16 protein-coding genes are annotated in these 16,517 nt (G+C 68.5%); 3 read left to right on the forward strand and 13 right to left on the reverse strand.

Features of this window, described 5'->3' with window-relative positions:
* Nucleotides 1-56 precede the first annotated feature (56 nt).
* Nucleotides 57-317 carry a 30S ribosomal protein S20 gene (gene rpsT / locus AMD30_RS09785; RefSeq protein ID WP_010841283.1) on the forward strand — a complete coding sequence of 87 codons (261 nt, stop codon included), beginning with the start codon at nucleotides 57-59 and terminating at the stop codon, nucleotides 315-317.
* 116 nt (nucleotides 318-433) lie between these two features.
* Here the strand turns inward: rpsT and holA are convergent, their stop codons facing one another.
* Complete coding sequence (gene holA, locus AMD30_RS09790) at nucleotides 434-1,402, reverse strand: DNA polymerase III subunit delta (RefSeq protein ID WP_010841284.1); 969 nt, start codon at nucleotides 1,400-1,402, stop codon at nucleotides 434-436.
* Between the two features lie 165 nt (nucleotides 1,403-1,567).
* Here holA and AMD30_RS09795 point away from each other — a divergent pair, with 165 nt between their 5' ends.
* Nucleotides 1,568-2,980 (forward strand): amino acid permease, encoded by a 1,413-nt coding sequence (locus AMD30_RS09795; protein ID WP_010841285.1) that lies wholly within the window; start codon nucleotides 1,568-1,570, stop codon nucleotides 2,978-2,980.
* Between the two features lie 31 nt (nucleotides 2,981-3,011).
* Here AMD30_RS09795 and AMD30_RS09800 read toward each other — a convergent pair whose 3' ends face one another.
* The 10 genes from AMD30_RS09800 to AMD30_RS09845 form a co-directional block, all read right to left on the reverse strand.
* The gene (locus tag AMD30_RS09800) at nucleotides 3,012-4,409 is read right to left on the reverse strand and encodes a ComEC/Rec2 family competence protein (RefSeq protein WP_055475494.1); all 1,398 of its coding nucleotides are present in this window, start codon (nucleotides 4,407-4,409) and stop codon (nucleotides 3,012-3,014) included.
* 3 nt (nucleotides 4,410-4,412) lie between these two features.
* Nucleotides 4,413-5,396 carry a ComEA family DNA-binding protein gene (locus AMD30_RS09805; protein WP_055475495.1) on the reverse strand — a complete coding sequence of 328 codons (984 nt, stop codon included), beginning with the start codon at nucleotides 5,394-5,396 and terminating at the stop codon, nucleotides 4,413-4,415.
* Nucleotides 5,397-5,515: 119 nt separating this feature from the next.
* Nucleotides 5,516-6,376 carry a DegV family protein gene (locus AMD30_RS09810; RefSeq protein WP_055475496.1) on the reverse strand — a complete coding sequence of 287 codons (861 nt, stop codon included), beginning with the start codon at nucleotides 6,374-6,376 and terminating at the stop codon, nucleotides 5,516-5,518.
* Between the two features lie 31 nt (nucleotides 6,377-6,407).
* Nucleotides 6,408-7,205: a diglucosylglycerate octanoyltransferase gene (octT, locus tag AMD30_RS09815; protein WP_055475527.1), complete on the reverse strand. Its 798-nt coding sequence runs from the start codon at nucleotides 7,203-7,205 to the stop codon at nucleotides 6,408-6,410.
* A 14-nt stretch (nucleotides 7,206-7,219) separates the two neighbouring features.
* Entirely contained in the window at nucleotides 7,220-7,933 is a 714-nt protein-coding gene (locus tag AMD30_RS09820; RefSeq protein ID WP_010841290.1) for a histidine phosphatase family protein, read from the reverse strand.
* A complete protein-coding gene (gene rsfS / locus AMD30_RS09825; protein ID WP_010841291.1) occupies nucleotides 7,930-8,292 on the reverse strand; it encodes a ribosome silencing factor in 363 nt (120 codons plus the stop codon). The genes AMD30_RS09820 and rsfS overlap by 4 nt, the downstream gene beginning before the upstream one ends.
* 10 nt (nucleotides 8,293-8,302) lie before the next feature.
* Nucleotides 8,303-9,082 carry a nicotinate-nucleotide adenylyltransferase gene (gene nadD / locus AMD30_RS09830; protein WP_010841292.1) on the reverse strand — a complete coding sequence of 260 codons (780 nt, stop codon included), beginning with the start codon at nucleotides 9,080-9,082 and terminating at the stop codon, nucleotides 8,303-8,305.
* A 48-nt stretch (nucleotides 9,083-9,130) separates the two neighbouring features.
* The gene (locus AMD30_RS09835) at nucleotides 9,131-10,528 is read right to left on the reverse strand and encodes a vWA domain-containing protein (RefSeq protein WP_010841293.1); all 1,398 of its coding nucleotides are present in this window, start codon (nucleotides 10,526-10,528) and stop codon (nucleotides 9,131-9,133) included.
* A complete protein-coding gene (locus AMD30_RS09840) occupies nucleotides 10,528-11,472 on the reverse strand; it encodes an AAA family ATPase (RefSeq protein ID WP_197282763.1) in 945 nt (314 codons plus the stop codon). The genes AMD30_RS09835 and AMD30_RS09840 overlap by 1 nt, the downstream gene beginning before the upstream one ends.
* Nucleotides 11,472-12,785, reverse strand: a complete 1,314-nt coding sequence (locus AMD30_RS09845) for a glutamate-5-semialdehyde dehydrogenase (protein WP_055475528.1) — start codon at nucleotides 12,783-12,785, stop codon at nucleotides 11,472-11,474. The genes AMD30_RS09840 and AMD30_RS09845 overlap by 1 nt, the downstream gene beginning before the upstream one ends.
* Before the next feature lie 246 nt (nucleotides 12,786-13,031).
* On the opposite strand from AMD30_RS09845, the gene AMD30_RS09850 reads away from it, so the two are divergent.
* Nucleotides 13,032-13,370, forward strand: a complete 339-nt coding sequence (locus AMD30_RS09850) for a DMT family transporter (RefSeq protein WP_010841300.1) — start codon at nucleotides 13,032-13,034, stop codon at nucleotides 13,368-13,370.
* A gap of 2 nt (nucleotides 13,371-13,372) precedes the next feature.
* Here the strand turns inward: AMD30_RS09850 and AMD30_RS09855 are convergent, their stop codons facing one another.
* Nucleotides 13,373-14,161: an HNH endonuclease family protein gene (locus AMD30_RS09855; protein ID WP_055475498.1), complete on the reverse strand. Its 789-nt coding sequence runs from the start codon at nucleotides 14,159-14,161 to the stop codon at nucleotides 13,373-13,375.
* Between the two features lie 119 nt (nucleotides 14,162-14,280).
* A complete protein-coding gene (gene recG / locus AMD30_RS09860; RefSeq protein ID WP_055475529.1) occupies nucleotides 14,281-16,515 on the reverse strand; it encodes an ATP-dependent DNA helicase RecG in 2,235 nt (744 codons plus the stop codon).
* Nucleotides 16,516-16,517: the final 2 nt, after the last annotated feature.

Genomic DNA, 16,517 nt, shown 5'->3' on the forward strand with positions numbered 1-16,517 from the left:
GACCGCCCGACCCGAACAGACAGACGTATCCACCAGCAACGACAGAGGTAACACGCGTGGCAAACATCAAGTCTCAGATCAAGCGCAATCGCACCAACGAAGCGAACCGCCAGCGCAACCAGTCGGTGAAGTCGGCCCTTCGTACCGCGATCCGCAGCTTCCGTGAGGCTGTCGACTCCGGCGACAAGGCGAAGGCTGCCGAGCTCGGGCAGACCGCCAGCCGCAAGCTCGACAAGGCTGCCAGCAAGGGCGTCATCCACGCCAACCAGGCCGCCAACAAGAAGTCGGCCATCGCCCTCGCGGTCAACAAGCTCTGATCTGGCACCGACCCCGGTCGGCCCGGCGGGTTGACCCGTCGCCATTCCTTCATATCTCCGCTCACCCCGGCAGCGTCCACGCAGCTGCCGGGGTGAGCGGCGTTCTGTCAGGTGGGTCAGCTGCGTCGACGCCCGTCGGGCCTGAGCTCGGCGACGGTCGCGACCGCATGGGTGAGGCTGTAGTCGGGGTCGGCGGCCTGCCCCTTCACATCGGCGTTGAGCGCGGCCACCACGCCGATCGCGCGCGCGATCGACTCCGAATCCCACGCCTTGGCCTTCGCCTGCACGTTCTTGACCCGGTTGGGCGGCATGCCGAGCTCTCGGGCCGCATCGAAGTGGTTGATCGACCCCATCGGCCGGATGCGTGCGATCGCATGCACGGCCTCGGCGAGGGCGTCGGCCAGCAGCACCCGTGGCACTCCGTGGTGCAGGGCCCAGGCCAGGGACTCCAGCGCGCCCGCGCGGTCGCCCGTCACCGCACGGTCGGCCACTTCGAAACCGGTCACCTCGGGACGACCCTGGTAGTACAACCGCACGGCGTCGCGGTCGACCTTGCCACCCGTGTCGGCCACGAGCTGCGCGCACGCGGCGGCCAGCTCGCGCAGTTCTGATCCCACGCCTTCGACGACCTGCTCGACGACGTCGGCGCCGACCTTCACGCCCAGTGACCGGAATTCGTTGCGCACGAATGTCATCCGCTCCGACGGCCACTTCGGGGCCGTGGTCTCGTGTTCGACGGCACCGGCCTTCTTGAGTGCGGGGACCATCGACTTGGCCCGCCCTCCGCCGTGGTGCACGACCATCAGGGTGATGCCCTCGGGCAGTGACGACGCCGTCGCGACGATCAGCCCGGCCGGCTCCTTGCCCGCCTCGGCGGCGGCCTCGACGACGACGATCCGCTCCTCGGCGAACAAGGACGGACTGAGCAGTTCGGCGAGTTCGTGTTCGCTCACATCGCCGGCGCGCACCCGGGTCACCGGCACGGGGGTTCCCGCAGCCTTCGTCGCGGCGTCGACCACCGCCGAGATCACCCGGCCGGTGAGGAAGTCGTCGTCTCCGAGCAGCAGGTGCAGGCGATCGGTCACGGCGACAATGGTGCCAGACGAACCCGACACGATCGCCGGACCGCCACCAGGTCGGCCGAATACGACAAAGTGGACAACGCCTGTGGCCGAATGAATCGGGGTGATCGCGGCTCGTTACGGTGAGCTTCTGCCAGAGGTCCACCGACATTTCAGGGAGTCGCCCGCGTGACTGTGGAGCATCCCGGCACCGACACGGGTGCCGACACCGACGAGGGATACCAGCGCGGCCTCACCGCCCGCACCGTGCAGATGATCGCCATCGGCGGCGCGATCGGCACGGGACTGTTCTACGGCGCGGGTGGTGCGATCGAGAAGGCGGGACCCGCACTCATCCTGGCGTACGCGCTCGCCGGGCTCGCGATCTTCATCGTGATGCGCGCCCTCGGCGAACTGCTCATCTACCGGCCCGTCTCCGGGGGCATCAGCGAGTACGCCGACGAGTTCCTCGGCCGCTTCGCCGGTTTCAGCCAGGGCTGGACCTACTGGGCCGTGTGGACGACGACGTGCATGGCCGAGATCACCGTGGCGGGCAAGTACATCAACTACTGGTGGCCGTCGGTTCCGGTCTGGGTCACCGCCCTCATCGCGCTCATCGTGCTGTTCGGCGCGAATCTGATCTCGGTCGGGGTGTTCGGTCGCGCGGAGTTCTGGTTCTCCGCCATCAAGGTCACCGCCATCCTCGGCATGATCATCGTCGGCATCGGCGTGCTGCTCCCGATCGCCGGACTCGGACCCGAGACCGGGCCGTCGGTGACGAACCTCTGGAACGACGGCGGCTTCTTCGCGACCGGGTTCAGCAACGCCCTGCTGAGCCTGCAGATCGTGATGTTCGCCTATGTCGGTGTCGAGCTCGTCGGCGTGACCGCGGGCGAAGCGCAGAACCCGCGCGTCACGCTGCGCAAGGCGATCAACACCGTGCCGTTCCGCATCGGCATCTTCTACGTCGGCTCACTGATCGTGATTCTCTCGGTCCGCAGCTGGAAGGACTTCCAGGAAGGCGAGAGCCCCTTCGTCTCGGTGTTCTCCTACATCGGCATCCCCGGCGCGGCCGGCATCGTCAACTTCATCCTGCTGACCGCCGCCCTGTCGTCGTGCAACTCCGGCATCTACTCCACCGGTCGCATGCTGCGCTCCCTCGCCCACACCGGCGACGCCCCGCGCCAGCTGACCTGGCTCTCGAGCCGCAAGGTCCCGGCCGCGGGCATCACCCTGAGCGCCGCGGTCATGGCGATCGGCGTCGTGGTGAACGTCATCGACCCCGAGCACGCCTTCGCCTACATCACCGCGGTGTCGACGGTGGGCATCATCGTCATCTGGTCGACGATCCTGCTGTGCCAGATGGCCTACCGCCGCAAGGTCGCGCGCGGCGAACTGCCTCGCTCGGACTACCGGGTGCCCGGCGCCCCGGTCACCACGTGGCTCGCACTCGGCTTCCTCGCGCTCGTGTTCGTCCTGCTGTTCTTCGACCGCGACGGCCGGATCGCGCTCGTCGTCGGGGCGGTCTGGTTCACCGCCGTCGGCATCGGCTACCTGGTGTGGAACCGTACCGCGGGCGAATTGGCCGACCGCGAGGTCTGACCGCCGAGGTCGGCCGGCGAATCCGACGCCCTCACCCGAACGGCGACCACACGTCCACACTCGCCCAGCTCACCCCGCCGAGGGTGCGCGCGCAGGCGACCATCCACCACAGCTCGGGCGCGAGGGCGCGCACCAGCAATTCGCCCACGAGCGCCCCGGGCCCGTCGGGCGGCCCGATCGCACCGATGAGTGCGGCGAGGGTGCCGATCACACTGATCACGGCGACGACGGGCGCGACGAGGAGGTTTGCGACGATCCCCACCACCGAGAACGTTCCGGTCACCACGACGACGATCGGCGCCGTCACCACCTGGGCGGTGACCGCCATCGCGATCACCTCGGCCACGCCGGGCGGACATCGCCACTCGCGTAGCCGATCCCGGAGTCTCGGCGCCCACACCACGATGGCTCCGGTCGCGGCGACCGACAGCGCGAACCCCGGCTGCAGTGCCAGTTCGGGCCACCACAGCAGGCCGCCGACGACCGCTGCACCCAACGCCGGAACAGCCTGCGCTCGACGAGAGGCGAACAGCGCCAGCACCCCGACGGCGCCCATCAGGGCGGCACGCAGCACACTCGGCGACGGGCGGACGAGCACGACGAACCCCACGATCACGACCAGTCCGACGATCGCGGCCGCCCGCGGCGGGACACCCACACTGCGTACCACCAGAAGTGCTGCGCCGCACACGATCGCGAAGTTGCTGCCGCTCACCGCGGTGAGGTGACTGAGTCCCGCGTCGCGGAAGTCGTCGCGTAGGCCGTCGTCGAGGGAGCTCTCGTCGCCGAGTACGAGCCCGGGCAGGAGTCCGGCCGCATCCGCGTCGAGTCCTCGTGCGGCCAGCGTCTGCAGCCGCTCTCGGATCGCACCGGCCACCTCCTGGTGGCCGGGCGGTGGTCCGACCGGCCGGGGCCGCTGTGCCGTCACCGTCGCCACGAGAAGTGAGTGTGCGGGCGGCGGTCGTACCCGTACGATCGTCACCACCCGCTGGCCGGGCAACAGTCCCGACCACTCCTGCACATCACCCATCAGATCGGCAGCAGCCGGTCGAACTCGTTGCGATCCGATCTGTTCCACCCCCACCCGGACGCGCACCCGCCCTGCGGACGGTTGTCCGACGATCGTCGGGTCGCCGCGCACGGTCAGCACGACCGTCGCCTTGCCCGTCGTCGCCGCCAGCGGATGTTCGGTGCGGGCCTCCTGCCGAAGGGCCAGCGAGGTCGCGCACACCGCCGCGAGTCCGGCGACCACGACAACCAGACCGACCGTGTCCCAACCGATCCGACCGGTGAGGCAGGCCACCGTGCCGGCGAGCGCGACCGCGCCCGAGCAGATCGCCAGCGCGAGCGTGTACGCCGTCGGCACCGCGAGCCCGAGCGCCGTCACCGACCACACCGCCGCCGCAGGCACGAGCAGGCGGAAGTCCACCCCTCACACCGTCACGAGGTCGCGCAGTCTGGCCAGACGTGCCGGACCGATCCCCTCGACCTCGGCGAGCTGGTCCACGGAAGTGAAGCGTCCGTTCCGTTCCCGCCACGACAGGATGGCCTTCGCGGTGACGGGTCCGACTCCGGGCAGCTCGTCCAGGTCCGCCTCGGTGGCGGTGTTGAGGTTCACGAGTCCACCGGTGTCCGGCGTACTTCCCGCACCGCCGGCGGGAGCACCGGCACCGGTCGGGTTCTCACCGGCCGGCGGGGATGGCGCGCCGGCAGCCCCGACGACGGCACTGCGCAACGACATCTGTCCTTCGCCGCCCGCATAGCCGACGAGGATCTGATCGCCGTCCCGGAGCACCTGCGCGAGATTCAGGGACAGCAGGTCGGCATTCTTGCGCACCCCACCCGCCCGGTCGATCGCCTCGGCGACCCGCGCCCCCGGCGCCAGGCGTACCAGCCCCGGCTTGTGGACCAGCCCGACGACACTGACGACCATCTGCGCCGGAGTCGGCTCGGCCGGCGTCGCAGGCGGCGACGAATCCGGCACCTGCGACGTGCCGGCCACCGCACCGAAATCCACCACGGGCGCCGACTCCGAACCACGGAAGAGCCCGAACGCCGCCACCGCACAGACGACGACACCGACCGCGATCAGTGCGAGAGCGGCCGGCGGTGCGACCGCGAAGCGCCGTCGAGGGAAGGGATCGTCGTCGGCGTCGTCATCGTCCTCGGTGTCGACGTCGTCAGGGTCCGTTCGCCGACGCGGCGATCGCGCCGGCGGGGTGTCGAGCCAGGTCGGCATTCCGCCGATCCCCCACCCGGGGTGCTCGGGCTCCCCGACCGGTCCGGCCGGGTCATCGGTCTCCGATGCGCGTGCCGGGGAATCAGGATCGATCCCTGCCGCGCCGTTCCGGCGGCCCGGCAGCTCCCCCACCGGCGCCAGCCGGTCCAGCGGATTCCGCCGTCCTGATGCGCTCATGACGCCACACGGTAGGTCCCGTCACCACCACTTCTTCACGTCCGGACGGGCGAACACCGGAATCTGTGGACGGTCACTGAGACCTGTGGATGGTGCCGGACGGGCGGGCCTGCCCGTTCTCAGTGCTCCTCGAGACCCTCGATCGGGTCGAGGTGCGCGGCGATGACGACGCCCACCGCACCGGGGCCGACGTGGGTGCCGAGGATGGGTCCGAGGTCGACGATCAGTTCGGAGGTCACCACCCGCAGCTTGGCGTGGACCGCGGCTCGCAGTTCCTCGGCGACAACGGGGCTCTGGCAGTGCTGGATCCCGACCGTCACCGCGCGGCCACCCGCGGAGTCGACGGCGGCGTCGACCATCTTGTCCAGCGCCTTGGAGAACGTACGATGACGCTCCCTGAGCGTCAGGGTGCCGTCGACCATGTGCAGGATCGGTTTGATCGACAGCGCCGACCCGAACAGCTTGCCCGCGGCACTGATCCGGCCGCTGTTGCGCAGATTGTCGAGTTGCTGCACGCACAGCAGTGAGTCGACCGTCGCGGCCTGCCGGATGGCGGACTCGTACACCCGGTCGCGGTCGGCTCCGCCCGCGGCGGCCTGGGCGGCCGCGACGGCGGTGAAACCGACTGCGAGACCGACAGATCGGGAGTCGACGACACGCACCTGCCCGGAGAACTTCTCCGCGGCCATCCGGGCCGAACTCCACGTTCCCGACAGTCGGCGGGACATGTGGACGGCGACCACCCCGTCGCCCTGACTCGCCTCGAGCGCGGCGTCGAAGTGTTCGGACAGATCGCTGGGGTTCGCCCCGGATGTGGTCACGCCCGGCGTCGACACGATGTCGGTGGGGATGTCGTCGACGCCCTCGCGGTAGTCCTTGTCATCCACCGTGACGTGCAGCGGGACCTGCCGGATCCCGTAATGCTCGGTCACCGACCGCGGCAGTCGGGACGAGGAGTCTGTGACGACGACGACAGGCACGCGTCTACGTTAACGGGTTCACGCGCCGAGCTCACACGGGCGTCGCCGTCGGCCCCTCGACGTCGCGGTCCCTGCTCCCCCGGACCGCGTCGACGACCGGGGAGACCAGCTCGGCGATCCCGCGATGACACGCGAATCCCCAGTGGATCCCGTCCGGGTTCATTTCGACCTCCGGGTCGTCGAACGAGTCCCGGGTGACCGGGTAGAAGTCGACGCACGGCAGCGAATGGCGCGACGCCCACCGGGACATCGCCGCGGTCGTCGGGATCCGGCCGGTGTGGACGTTGCCGTAGTACGGACTGCGGTGGGTGGGCGGCAGGCACACGACGATCGGGAGATCCGGTCGCAACTGGGTGAGCGCCGCCCGGATCTTCTCGAGGTATTCGATCGTGACGCGCGGCGGCAATGCGAGCGGCCACCCGAGGCGCGCGCCCCGCGGCTGGACCCAGGCGTAGGCCTCACGGATCTTCTGCCGCAATCCATTCGGCCGGATATAGCGGATCTGTTCCCGGAACGCCGTGGGCAGTGGCGACGGCAAGGTGTCCATCCCGCCGAACGCGAGCACCACGACATCGGCACGGGGCACGGTGGCCCAGATGTTCGGATCCTGGGTGAGCGCCCACCAGACGTCCCGACTGGTCCAGCCGATCCGGCCGAACAGCCGCACCGGCGAACCGGTCGCGGCCCCCACGAGCGTCGGCCAGATACGGGGGTCGTCGGCGGGCAGGCCGCCCTGCGGGCCGTAGTAGGCCAGCGAGTCGGAGAGGACCAGCACGCACCGGTCCGGCGCGTCGGCGGGCGGACCAGAACCGCCGGCAGTCCCGCTCATCGCAAGACCGGAGTTCACTGCACCGCCGGGTCGGAGTCCTCGGCGGACGCGTTCCACACGTCCAGGCGCCATCGCGGCAGTTCGCCCGGCATACCGTGACCCGACAGCTGCACCCAACTCGTGTTCGCGAGGCCTCCGAAGGCGGGCCAGTTCTCGACCGGCAGTCCGAGGAGTGCCGCCGTCATCGCGGCGATGACGCCGCCGTGGGCCACGAGCACCACCGGAGCCTCCGGATTGTCGCCGACACCCCACTCCGGCAGCTGCTCGATCAACTCGTCGACCAGCGGGGTGGATCGTCGGGCGACGTCGACGCGACTCTCCCCGCCCGGCGGCGTCCATGTCGCGTCGTCACGCCAGATGGCACGGGCCCCCGGCATAGCGGCATCGACGTCCAGATGGGTCAGCCCCTGCCACTCACCCAGATGCGTCTCGCGCAGGCGGGCGTCGGTGGTCACCGGCAACCCGGTGCGCTGCGCCAGCGCTTCGGCAGTGTCACGTGCCCGCCGCAGATCCGACGACCAGATCACCACCGGTTGGCGCTTGGCGAGCTCCACTGCCGCCGAATTGGCCTGCTTCACACCGAGTTCGGACAAATCGGTGTCGAGCTGGCCTTGCATCCGACTCGCCGCGTTGTATTCGGTCTGCCCGTGCCGCAACAGGATCAGGCGTCGGACCACCGGGGTGAGACGTTCGACAGCGGTGTCATGTGAATCCGGACCGCCACTCACGACAGCCCTTCCACCTCGACCACCGGACAGTCCTTCCAGAGGCTCTCCAGCGCGTAGAAGCGCCGCTCGTCGGTGTGCTGGATGTGCACCACGATGTCGGCGTAGTCGAGGAGCGCCCAGCGACCCTCGCGTGTGCCCTCACGCCGCAGCGGCTTGTGACCGGCCTCCCGCAGCTTCTCCTCGACCTCGTCGACGATCGAATTCACCTGGCGCTCGTTGTCCGCCGACGCGATGACGAAGGCGTCGGTGATCACCAACTGCTCCGACACGTCGATCACCGTCACCTCGTGGGCGAGCTTCTCGGCCGCGGCCAGGGCGGCCACCTTGGCCATCTCCAGCGCTTCAGCTGACGCAGTCACACTTGTCCTCTCATTCGCTTACGGCCTGTTCACCCACGGCCCGGCCCGATCGATCGGTACCGTCCGTCGACTCCCCCGGCCGGAACTCTTCGGCCGGGAGCTTCTCGGGGCGGTTGGCCCCCGGCAGAGCGGGGGCGGAAACACCCGGTGACGACGCCCGAGGCGCACGATACAGCTTCCGCTTCGCGATGTACTGGACGACGCCGTCGGGCACGAGGTACCAGACGGGCCGTCCGAGCGACGCGCGCGTCCGGCACTCCGTGGACGAGATCGCCAGAGCCGGGATCTCCAGGAGGTGGAGGGTGTCCTCGGGCATGGCTTCGAGGTGGTGCGCCAGGTGTGTGGCGTCGAGTTCGTAACCCGGCCGGCTGACGCCCACGAACCGGGCGAGCCCGAACAGTTCTTCCCAGTCCTGCCACGACAGGATCGATTCCAGCGCATCGGCACCGGTGATGAAGTAGAGCTGGGCCTCCGGGAGCAGCGCCCGAAGATCGCGGAGGGTGTCCACGGTGTAGGTGTCGCCGTCGCGATCGATGTCGACGCGGCTCACGCTGAACTGCGGATTCGACGCGGTTGCGATGACCGTCATGAGGTAGCGATCCTCCGGCGGACTCACGGTCTCCTGCTCGCCGATCTTCTGCCACGGACGGCCGGTCGGGACGAAGATCACCTCGTCCAGCGAGAACCGGTGGGCGACCTCACTGGCCGCGACGAGGTGCCCGTTGTGGATCGGGTCGAACGTGCCGCCCATCACGCCGATACGGCGCGCACGTGGGCGGTCGGGTGACATGGACGGTCAGTCTACGCGTCGGGCGCTGATCGAAAACGGCGGCGCTGCTCAGATCGGCAGGAGGTCGGCGATGACCGTGCCCAGTTGCGTGGCGTTGCGGCATTCGAACATGTCGATCACATCCGCGTAGTCGGTCGCGACCGAGTCCCCCGTGCCCCAGTGCTGCTTGGCCTCCGGGTTCAGCCAATAGGCGTGGCGGGCACGTTCGACCAGTTCCGCCAGGGCGGCTGCGTGGGGGTCGTGGTAGTTGTTCCGGCCGTCACCGAGGATCAGCAACGCACCCCGGTGGGTCAGCGAGTCGCCGTAGTCGGCGACGAACCCGGCCAGCATGTTGCCGTAGTCGGAGTGACCGTCGCGGGTCGAGATCCGCGCGGTGGAGATCATGTGGTGCATTGCCGCGCCGAAGTCCTCCTCGCCGTGGTCGAAGTAGTCCGTCACCTCGTCGACGGTGTCGACGAACGCGAACACCCGCACTTTCGAGAACTGCTGTCGCAGTGCGTACACCAGCCGCAACGTGAACTGACTGAACCCGGCGACCGAGCCCGACACGTCGCAGATGATGACGAGTTCCGGACGCCCCGGCCGTGGCTTGCGGTGGCTGAGTTCGATGGGCACGCCTCCGGTGGACATCGACGCGCGCAACGTCTTCCGGACGTCGACCGCGCCTCGATGAGCTCGCCGTCGACGAGTCTCGAGCTTCGCGGCCAGCAATCTGGCCAGCGGTTCGATGGTCTTGCGGATCTCGACCTGTTCCTTGGCACCCGCCGACAGGAAGTTGACGTTCTCCGGCAGGGGCGGCACCGCGTAGGCGCCGACCTTCTCGCGACCGTTGCGGTCGGCCATGCGTCGCTGCGTCTCTCGCTCGATCGCCGCACGCAGATCGCCGGCCTTCTGGCGCGCCGCCCGCCGGTACAGCGGTTCGGTGCCGGCTCGTCCGCCGTCATCACCGCCCGACTCGCCGGCCATGGCCGCCGCGATCTTCGCGATCAGCGTCTGCGGGCTCACCGCGTTGATGGCCTGGTAGGCCGAGAACGCCTCGCCGCGCGTCGATCCGTATCGCCCCAACTCGTCGACGATCATCGCGACGGCCTGATCGAGCCGGCCGTCGCCGGCTGCCGCGTCGTCGGCGAGCATCTCCGCGAGCGCGTCCCGCACCGCGTCGATGTCGAGTCGGCCGTCGGGCGTACGCGGCAGATCCTCGGTGACGGTGCGCATTCCGGCACCGACCGGGAACCACAGGTCGAAGACACGGTCGAACACACCGCGATGAGCATGATCGACGAGCAGCGTCGTCGCCAGGCCCTCCCGCAGCCGTGGACGTTCGAGGAGGTCGAGAACCTCCATCGCACCGGCCGCGTCGATCAGCGCCGACGGCCCGACCACGATTCCGCGTCGGCGTAGTTCATCGACGAAGTCGGTGAGGTGCGCGACGAGCGGAGCCGTCATCAGCCCAGCTTGAGTTCTTTGAGGGCCGTCTTGAGGTCCGGTCGGTGTTTGAGGACCACACCGAGCGTGCGGGCGATGAGCCCGTCGTCGAATCCGCCCCCGCTTCGCGCAGTTGCCTTCTCGCCGGCTCCCAGCGCCAGCAGCGTGTTGGCCCAGTCGATGGTCTCGGCGACCGACGGCTTCTTGCGGATGTCCAAGGTGCGCAGGACACCGACGATCCGCACCAGTTCGGCGCTGAGCGAGTCCGAGAGATTGGGCACCCGCGACGCGAGGATCTCCTTCTCGCGCTCGGCGTCCGGGAAGTCGATGTAGAGGTAGAGACACCGGCGCTTGAGCGCCTCGGACAGTTCGCGGGTCGCGTTCGACGTGAGCAACACAATCGGACGCCGTTGCGCGGCAACGGTTCCCATCTCCGGAATGGTGATGGCGAAGTCGCTGAGGACTTCCAGCAACAGGCCTTCCATGTCGACGTCGGCCTTGTCGACCTCGTCGATGAGGAGCACGGTGGCACCCTCGCGCGAGATCGCCTTCAGCAACGGCCGCGGCAGCAGGAACTCGTCGGAGAAGATGTCGGCCTTGGCCTCATCCCAGGCGCGGTCCCCCGTCGCCTGGATGTGCAGGATCTGCTTGGCGTGATTCCACTCGTAGAGGGCGCGGGCCTCGTCGATGCCCTCGTAGCACTGCAATCGGATGAGTTCGGCGTCCGTGGCCGCCGCTATGGATCGGGCCAGTTCGGTCTTGCCGACACCCGCGGGCCCCTCGACCAGAAGCGGCTTGCCGAGCCGATCGGCGAGGAAGGTCGACGTCGCGGTGGCGTCGTCGGCGAGATAACCCGTCGCCCGCAAACGCCCGACGACGTCGTCGACACCCTCGAACGAGGGCACGACGGCCGGTCCCGAACCCGTGTACTGAGCAGTCCCCTCGCCCGGGGTGGTGCCGCTCATCAGGCGGGCCGCACGTGGCCGTTGCCCCAGACCACCCATTTGGTCGAGGTCAGTTCCGGCAGACCCATCGGGCCGCGGGCGTGGAGCTTCTGGGTGGAGATGCCGATCTCGGCCCCGAAACCGAACTGCTCGCCGTCGGTGAAAGCCGTGGAGGCGTTCACCATCACCGCCGCGGCGTCCACGCGCCGGGTGAACTCGTCGGCGGCCGACAGGTCGGTGGTGATGATCGCCTCAGTGTGGCCGGTCCCGTAGGTGTCGATGTGGGCGACGGCCGCGTCCAGGTCGTCGACCACCTTCATGGCGATGTCCATCGACAGGTATTCCTTGGACCAGTCGTCCTCGGTTGCCGGCTCCATGCCCGGCTCGTCGCCGTGGATGACCACACCCTGTGTCTGCAGGACCGAGGTGATCCGCGGCAGTGCGTCGGCGGCGACAGACTTGTCGATGAGCACGGTCTCCGCGGTGTTGCAGACGCTGGGCCTGCGGGTCTTGGAGTTGAGGATGACACGCGCCGCGACGTCGAGGTCGGCGAGTGCGTGCACGTAGACGTGGCAGTTGCCGACACCGGTCTCGATCGTCGGCACGGTCGCATTCGACACCACGGCTTCGATGAGCCCGGCGCCACCACGGGGGATGACCACGTCGACGAGTCCGCGCGCCCGGATGAGTGCGGTCACGCTGGACCGGTCGTCGCTGGGCAGCAACGAGACCGCATCGGCGCTGACGCCCTTCGACGAGAGGGTCTCCCGCAGCACGCGGACGAGTTCGGCGTTCGACGACGCAGCGGACGACGAGCCACGCAGCAGGACCGCGTTGCCGGACTTGAAGGAGATCCCGAATGCGTCGACGGTGACGTTGGGCCGCGCTTCGTACACGATGCCCACGACGCCGAGGGGTACACGGAGCTGGCGCAGCTGCAGACCGTTGGGGAGGGTCTTGCCCGCGACCACCTCGCCGATCGGATCGGGGAGCACGGCGACCTGCCGCAGACCGTCGGCGATCCCCGCCACGCGCGACTCGTCGAGCCGCAGACGGTCGAGCAGGCTCGCCTCGGTGCCGGCTTCTTCGGCACGCGCGATGTCTTCGGCGTTGGCGGCGAGGATGGTCTCCGTCGCGGTCTCTACGGCGTCGGCCGCGGCGAGCAGGACCTCGTTCTTGGCGGCTGTCGTCAGACCGCTCAGCGAGCGGGACGCCGACCGGGCCGCTCGGGCGAGTCCGAGAACGACCTTCTCGATGTCGGACTTCTCGCCGGCGGACTTCTCGGAGCCGGGCCCGCCTCCTGCGACGGACTGCTCTGCGGTGGGTGCGCTCATCAACATCCTCGACTTCGCGGTGGTTCCGGGCGGCATCGCCGGAAAGTGCCGTTCTCAAGAGTAGCGCCGGCGGTTCGGAGTACCCAACGAGATGTACCGGTCTCCACCCCCTCAGTTGATTTCTGACCGGTGAAGCGGCCTGCGGGAGGACCCCCGACGTTCTCGGACTGATCTCGGCGCGCATCCCGCCCGTCACCCGCCTACTGTGACGCCGGTACGGATGTCCGACGACGGGAGTATCGCGAAGTGGCGTGGCTTGTCCTGGTGACCGCGGGTCTGGTCGAGATCATCTACATGGCAGCCCTGGAGAAGTCGAACACCTTCACACGCCCGTTGTGGACGGCGGTGTTCGTCGTGGGCGTCGTCATCAGCATGGCCGGTGTCGCCTATGCGATCCGTTCGATCCCGCTCGGCACGGCCTATGCGGTCTGGGTCGGGATCGGCGCGGTCGGCACGGCGATCTACGGCATCCTGTTCCTGCGCGAACCCGCCGGTCTCGCTCGCCTGGGATGTATCTTCCTGATCCTGATCGGGGTCGTCGGACTGAATCTCCTGCACAACACGGCGGGCGCGGAGGCGCACTGACGCTATCCCCCGCACCGCAACGCCTCGGACAAGACGCGACGTGATGGTTCGTCGATCGCCAATCCGTAGGCGGCGGTGACGATCACGAACTGGATCGCGTACTGGCACCAGAAGCCCGTCGCGGGCGGCATCCAGCGCGCCGGTTCCGAGTCGCTCTTGTCCTGATTCGAATGCCCGTCGACAGCAACGAGATTGGCCGGATCGTTCGCGAAGTCCAGTCTCTTGGCGGCTGTCCACGACCACGCACCCATGTCCCAGGCGTAGGACAGCGGGACGATGTGGTCGATCTGTACCGCAGACGCGCCTCGGTCTCGTCGGAAGACGACGAAGTCGCCGGTGTAGGGACTCCGCAGCTCGCCGGCCAGCACCGCCCGCGGGCAACTCGACACCGGGCCGGCGTCGACCTCGCGCAGGTCTCGCGCCAGAACGTCGTTGCGCGTGTCGCATCCGTTGGCACTCCCGGGTACGGACGCGGCGTCGGACCAGGCACTGCCGAACGCGGACCGGTCGTAGTCCTCGCGGTCGGTACGGCTCGCAGAGACCGGTATCGCGGCCAGGGACGCTGCCGCCGCACTCGCCATCGCTCGTATCCTCGGACCGACGTCGGGATCGGCCCGAAAACCGTCGACGCCGACAGCGACCGCCACCGCTGTCACGACGACAGCGACCAGCGCCGCCCACCGGCGCGTCGGCCAGGACGGCGCGTTCCGCGGATTCGAGAGCATCCATCGCACCCGCATGCGCAGGCGCCGCAGTGCCGGCGAACGCAGCCGAAGATCGCGCACCACCATGCATGCTCAGACGCACGCGATGCGCATCCGGTTCCGTCGGGAACGCGGTCGCGCGCAGGTGTCGCAGATCGTGGCGCCCCGCGCAACGGCGCACTACGACTGAGCGCCGGTCGTGTCCGTCAGGACTTGTCGAGGTACGCGATCTTGTGCGGGACGAGGATGCCGTCGACGAGGTCGGCGAGAGGCCGATGCTCGAGCAACGTGATGTCCTCGCTCACAACGTCTTCCGCGAGTTCGCGCGCGTCTTCGATGACCTCGACGTCCTCGAGCAGCGAGAGGAACCGCAACGAGGTGTTCACGCCCGACTGCAGCGACCCGAGCAGATCGCCCTCCCGCCGCTGTTCGAGATCGACTCGTGCGAGTTCGAATCCGTCGTTCGATCCCGCGACGGCACGCAGGCGGTCCATCGACGGAGACGTGTCCCGGGCGTTCGTCATCAGCAGGCACAGTCCGGCATGCCGACCGCGCCCCACGCGACCGCGTAACTGGTGCAGCTGGCTCACGCCGAAGCGATCGGCGTCGACGATGACCATCGTGGTCGCATTGGGTACGTCGACACCCACTTCGATGACGGTCGTCGACACCAGGACGTCGATCTCGCCCCGGCCGAACGCGTCCATGACGGCGTTCTTCTCGTCGGCGGGCAACCGGCCGTGCAAGAGTTCCACCCGCCGGTGTGCGAACGGTCCGGAGACGAGGGCCTCGTACTGCTCGAGCACCGACGTCGTCTTCGGGCCCTTCTCCTCGTCCCCGTCCGGTTCGGGTTCGGGGCCGTCGCCGATGCGCGAACAGACCACGTAGACCTGGCGACCCTCCGCGATCTCCTCATTGGCGCGCGACCAGACCCGGTCGACCCACGAGGCTCTGCTCGTGGGCACCACGGAGGTGGTGATCGGCTGACGGCCGCGCGGTAGTTCCCGGAGTACCGAGGTGTCCAGATCGCCGAAGGCGGTCATGGCGACGGTTCGCGGGATGGGCGTCGCGGTCATCACGAGGAAATGCGGAATGCGTCCGTTGCGCCCCTTGCCGCGCAGGACGTCTCGCTGCTCCACACCGAATCGGTGCTGTTCGTCGATCACGACGAGGCCGAGGTCGAAGAACTCCACCTTGTCCTCGAGGAGCGCATGCGTCCCGATCACGATCCCCGCCTGCCCGGTGACCACGTCGAGCAGCGTCTGGCGCCGGCCCTTGGTCTTCATCGAACCCGTCAGCAGCGCGATTCGCGTCGCACCTTCGGCGGCGGTCAGCTCACCCGCCTCGGCGAGGTCGCCCAGCATCGTCCTCATCGTCCGATGATGCTGAGCGGCAAGAACTTCCGTCGGCGCCAGGATCGCGCACTGAAAACCGTTGTCGACCACCCGGAGCATCGCGAGCAACGACACGAGGGTCTTGCCGGAGCCGACCTCACCCTGCAGCAATCGAGACATCGGCTGTGCGCGGGCGAGATCCTCGGCGAGCTCCTCCCCCACCTCGACCTGACCATCGGTCAGCGTGAACGGGAGTCGGTCACGCAACTTGTCCTCGAGACCGCCGGGGACACGCGGACACGGTGGCGCCGACTCATTCCGTCCCGCCAGCCGACGCTGGGCGAGCACGGTCTGGATGGCCAGTGCCTCGTCGAACTTCAGCCGATGGGACGCGATCTTCACGTCGTCCTCGGACTCGGGCAGGTGGATCTTGCGGATCGCCTCGTCGGTGCTCACAAGTCCCCGCGCCCGTCGTTCGGACTCGGTGAGCGCATCGGGGATCGGCGCACTCTCGCTCAGCACCCGCCGGACCGCACCGAGGATGTCCCAGGTCTGAATGTTCTTGTTGGCCGGGTACATCGGCAGGATGTCCCGGTCGAACATCGTGATCAGCGGATGGTCACCGTGCTCTCCGGTGACCTGCTCCTCGATCGCGTACATCTCGGTCAGCATCTTGGAACCGACGACGTCCTCGATCTCCGGGTCGCCGTCGGGAAGGATCATCCATTCCGGATGGGACAACTGGATCTGGTCGCGGAAGTACTTGACCGCGCCGGCCATCATCACCCGCGCACCGGGACGCAGCAGTCCCTTGATCCGGTACGGGTTGAAGAAGCTGGCCTCGTAGATGTCGTTGTCGTCGGTGATCTTCACCTTGAGGAACGATCCCTTGCGGCTCCTCATCTTGATGAGATCGGACTTGGTGATCCGCCCGACGATCGTCAGCCACTCACCGGGTTCGGGACGTTCGTGGTCGGCCACGTGGCCGCGTCGTATGTATCGGCGCGGCGTGTACCGCAGCAGTTCGCCGACCGTGTGCACTCCCACGTTGGCGAGCTGTTCGGCGGGCTTGACCCCCAGCACGTCGGCCAGCGAATCCGACAGCATCA

Source organism: Gordonia sp. HS-NH1 (genome assembly GCF_001418765.1).
GTDB lineage: Bacteria > Actinomycetota > Actinomycetes > Mycobacteriales > Mycobacteriaceae > Gordonia.

What these genes read in the sequence shown, in the direction of transcription:
- AMD30_RS09805 (WP_055475495.1), bottom strand. Translation starts at nt 5,396, where the DNA reads ATGAGCGCATCAGGACGGCGGAATCCGCTGGACCGGCTGGCGCCGGTG.
- octT (WP_055475527.1), bottom strand. Translation starts at nt 7,205, where the DNA reads ATGAGCGGGACTGCCGGCGGTTCTGGTCCGCCCGCCGACGCGCCGGAC.
- nadD (WP_010841292.1), bottom strand. Translation starts at nt 9,082, where the DNA reads ATGTCACCCGACCGCCCACGTGCGCGCCGTATCGGCGTGATGGGCGGC.
- AMD30_RS09835 (WP_010841293.1), bottom strand. Translation starts at nt 10,528, where the DNA reads ATGACGGCTCCGCTCGTCGCGCACCTCACCGACTTCGTCGATGAACTA.
- AMD30_RS09840 (WP_197282763.1), bottom strand. Translation starts at nt 11,472, where the DNA reads ATGAGCGGCACCACCCCGGGCGAGGGGACTGCTCAGTACACGGGTTCG.
- AMD30_RS09845 (WP_055475528.1), bottom strand. Translation starts at nt 12,785, where the DNA reads ATGAGCGCACCCACCGCAGAGCAGTCCGTCGCAGGAGGCGGGCCCGGC.
- AMD30_RS09855 (WP_055475498.1), bottom strand. Translation starts at nt 14,161, where the DNA reads ATGGTGGTGCGCGATCTTCGGCTGCGTTCGCCGGCACTGCGGCGCCTG.
- recG (WP_055475529.1), bottom strand. Translation starts at nt 16,515, where the DNA reads ATGCTGTCGGATTCGCTGGCCGACGTGCTGGGGGTCAAGCCCGCCGAA.